Genomic DNA, 2,901 nt, shown 5'->3' with positions numbered 1-2,901 from the left:
CGACTCGGTGTACAGGATGCCCGGCGGCGCGGTGATGTGCTGGGCAGTGCTCGCCTTTTTCGCGTTCGTGGTCGGGACGCTGTGCATCGACCCGGGGATCGCCGTCGCCCTGGCGTGGGTTCCGCTGTGGTTCGCCGTCTTGGCGGTCGGCTGGTTGACGGTGCGCCGCCGCCCCGGTCACGCCGAGCGGTACCGCCGGTTCCGCGCTGAGATCAACGCGGACGTCCCGCACCGATAGCACCGGTCACAGCTGGGCCCACACCGACTTGGTCTGCAGTTAGCCAGTTAGCCAGCCCACTCGAAGTGTGGACACTTGCGCCGGTTGCGGGTGCGGTCAACGGGAGGATCCGGTCTGGGCATACCGATTCGACTGGGAGAGCGGGAAATCGGGTGGCTACGCGTTATGGAGGTCGAGCTGCGGCTGGCTCGGTGGTCCTGTCGTTGAGGTGACCGGCGGCGCCGGTGTGGTGGGCTTGAATCAGGTAGTCGATCTTGACGCTGTTGTGGGTGAGCACGCCGAGCCCGCACCAGGTTCGCGCGCCGGTGAGGAAGCCGCTGCCGTGTTCGACTTGGCGGCGAGCGGCCGAAGGCTTGCCTTTGCGGGGGATCACCACGGTCTTCACGCCAAGGTCGGTGAGCGCCTCGTCGGTCTTGGTTTCGCCATAGCCGCGGTCGGCGGTCACCGCGCGGGGCGGCTTGCCGAACATTGCCTTGATCCGGGCTATCGCGGGGGCCGCCAGCGGCGCGTCGGCCGGGTTGCCTTCGTGCTGTGGTCGAGCACGATCCCGTCGCTGCCGTCGGTGCTCTGCGATTTGTACCCGAATTCCACCGGTTTTCCGAGCCGGCCCTGGACGATCGGCCGCGCGTCGGGATCGTGCAGTGACACCAAACCGGACGCGGCCTCTCCCCGGCGGTGCAGGTGGCGGCCGGCGTTGACCAGCACCCGCGTGGCGTCGGCACGGTGGTCTCGGCCAGCTCGCCGGTGATCGCCAGCACCCGGGTCTTGGCATCGTCGTTACGCAGTTTCAGGTGCGCCGAGATCGACGGGGCCCGCCGCCCGGCGGCGCGTCTGCGGTCGTGGACCCTGGTTGGCGTAGCCGCACCGCCTGCGTGGATGCGCGCCTCCAACGTCATGATCAGCGTGATCGCGCGCACCAGCAGCCCGGAGTCGGTCGGATAGGCCACGTTCACCGGCACAACGGTGGTGTCGGCGCCTACCTCATCCAGCTGATCACCTTTTCCCGGCGGCTTTGACCAGCAGCGTCCCGTTCTGTTCGTCGATCACCGCGGGTCCGCAACAGGTGATGATCTTACCCAGCGTGAACGGGTGCGGCATCCTCCTGGCCACGTTTTTCGGGGCGAAGTGGCTAATCGCGGTTGGCCCGACGAAGACCCGCCGGAAGCTATGCTGTGAGTCAATCGCTTCGAGGAAGGAGCACATCGCATGTCCCCATCAAAGGAAAGCGCCGACGTCTCACGGGAGCATCTCGCTGAGCATGAGAAAATGGCGGAGGCGCACTTGCGAGAGCATCGCGAGTTGGCGGACGGTCATCTCGCTGACCTTCGAGCCCTCACGGATCGGCATCTGGCCGAGCATCGCGAGGTCTCTAAACATGACGACTTGTCCATCAGCGACTGTGATTCGTTGGCGGCACGGCACATGAACGAGCACCGCAAACTCACCGAGCGACTGCTGCAAGAGCATCACAAGTTAGCTGACCGGCACCTGGCCGAACTGGGCGAACTTTGGACACGCTATTCACGCGAACATGCAGGTTAACTGGCCCGGTCAAGCGAGCGACCATGATCGGCCGTTGGCGGAGGACTGTCGGAGCAACGGTGGATCGGACCTTGGTCTGACAAGCCGGACGTGAGCTTGGCGGGAAGGATGGCGATGTCCGATGTGATCGCGGCGCCCGAGCAGCCGTTGAGGCATGAATGGGGCGGGACCGCCCACTGAGCCAACCTGCTATGGCGACGCACCGCACCGATTCGCCGAGCCGGTAAGGGGTCGTCAGTAGCGGTCAGGGTTCATCCGCTGCTGGTGATCAGCGATGGCGCACGCGGGCTGATCGACTCACGCGCCACCACGTCCAAGGGAATACATTGCGGGTGCGTGCGACCGCGTGGGGCACTCTGCCGTCGCTACCGGACTGAGGAGAACCCCGTGGGATGCTGCGAATTTCCGGCCGCGGCCGAGGGCTCCGACGGCGCGTTCACCGTCGACTCCTCCCGGGTCACCTTCGGGCGCGGCTGTCTGGCGGAGTTGGGCGACCGGGCCCGGTCGCTGGGATTGCGGCGGGTCGCCCTGTTCTCCGATGCGCGCGTAGCCGAACTGCCGGTGTTCGGCGGGGCGCACGAGTCGCTCGTCGCGGCCGGCCTGGACGTGGTGACTTACACCGACGTCCATATCGAGCCCACGGACGAATCGTTCGCCGAGGCCGCGGGTTTCGCCCGAGAGGCGAACCCGGACGGCTACGTGTCTCTTGGCGGCGGGTCGGTCATCGACACCTGCAAGGCGGCCAACCTCTACGCCACCCACCCCGCCGACCTGTTGGCCTATGTCAATGCGCCGGTCGGCGAGGCCAAACCCGTTCCCGGCCCGCTGAGGCCCCACATCGCCTGCCCCACGACGGCGGGTACCGGCAGCGAAGTCACCGGGATCGCGATCTTCGACCTGCTGGCGCTGTCGGCCAAGACGGGCATCGCCTCGCACGCACTGCGTCCCACCGAGGCGCTCGTCGATCCCGACTGCACCGCGAGCCTGCCGGCGGGGGTCGTTGCCGCGGCGGGCCTCGACGTGCTGTCGCACGCGCTGGAGTCCTACACCGCTCGGCCCTACCTCCATCGGCCGGTGCCCGAACGACCGAGCCTGCGGCCGATGAGCCAGGGCGCCAACCC

Annotated in this window: 5 protein-coding genes and 1 pseudogene; 4 read left to right on the top strand and 2 right to left on the bottom strand. The window is 67.3% G+C overall.

What is annotated here, in order from left to right:
• A pseudogene (locus AC2VOP_RS00820) lies at positions 1–238 on the top strand (D-serine/D-alanine/glycine transporter); the annotation flags it as partial.
• A gap of 163 nt (positions 239–401) precedes the next feature.
• Here the strand turns inward: AC2VOP_RS00820 and AC2VOP_RS00815 are convergent.
• Both AC2VOP_RS00815 and AC2VOP_RS00810 read right to left on the bottom strand, forming a co-directional pair.
• On the bottom strand, positions 402–707 hold the full coding sequence (locus AC2VOP_RS00815; protein ID WP_486959200.1) for a hypothetical protein: 306 nt from the start codon (positions 705–707) through the stop codon (positions 402–404).
• 14 nt (positions 708–721) lie between these two features.
• Complete coding sequence (locus AC2VOP_RS00810) at positions 722–943, bottom strand: hypothetical protein (RefSeq protein WP_486959199.1); 222 nt, start codon at positions 941–943, stop codon at positions 722–724.
• Positions 944–961: 18 nt separating this feature from the next.
• Between AC2VOP_RS00810 and AC2VOP_RS00805 the strand changes: the two genes are divergently transcribed.
• The 3 genes from AC2VOP_RS00805 to AC2VOP_RS00795 form a co-directional block, all read left to right on the top strand.
• Positions 962–1,180 carry a hypothetical protein gene (locus tag AC2VOP_RS00805; protein WP_486959198.1) on the top strand — a complete coding sequence of 73 codons (219 nt, stop codon included), beginning with the start codon at positions 962–964 and terminating at the stop codon, positions 1,178–1,180.
• Positions 1,181–1,444: 264 nt separating this feature from the next.
• On the top strand, positions 1,445–1,780 hold the full coding sequence (locus tag AC2VOP_RS00800) for a hypothetical protein (RefSeq protein ID WP_486959197.1): 336 nt from the start codon (positions 1,445–1,447) through the stop codon (positions 1,778–1,780).
• Positions 1,781–2,167: 387 nt separating this feature from the next.
• Positions 2,168–2,901: iron-containing alcohol dehydrogenase (locus AC2VOP_RS00795; RefSeq protein ID WP_486959196.1), on the top strand; the 734-nt coding region annotated here is incomplete at its 3' end.

It is taken from the genome of Mycobacterium sp. TH-M106 (genome assembly GCF_057473765.1).
The sequence above is the reverse complement of the archived record's forward strand: the minus strand, read 5'-3'. Positions and strand labels throughout refer to the sequence as shown.

Excerpts from the sequence above, each read along its gene's own strand:
- AC2VOP_RS00800 (WP_486959197.1), top strand. The coding sequence starts at position 1,445 with ATGTCCCCATCAAAGGAAAGCGCCGACGTCTCACGGGAGCATCTCGCT.
- AC2VOP_RS00815 (WP_486959200.1), bottom strand. The coding sequence starts at position 707 with ATGTTCGGCAAGCCGCCCCGCGCGGTGACCGCCGACCGCGGCTATGGC.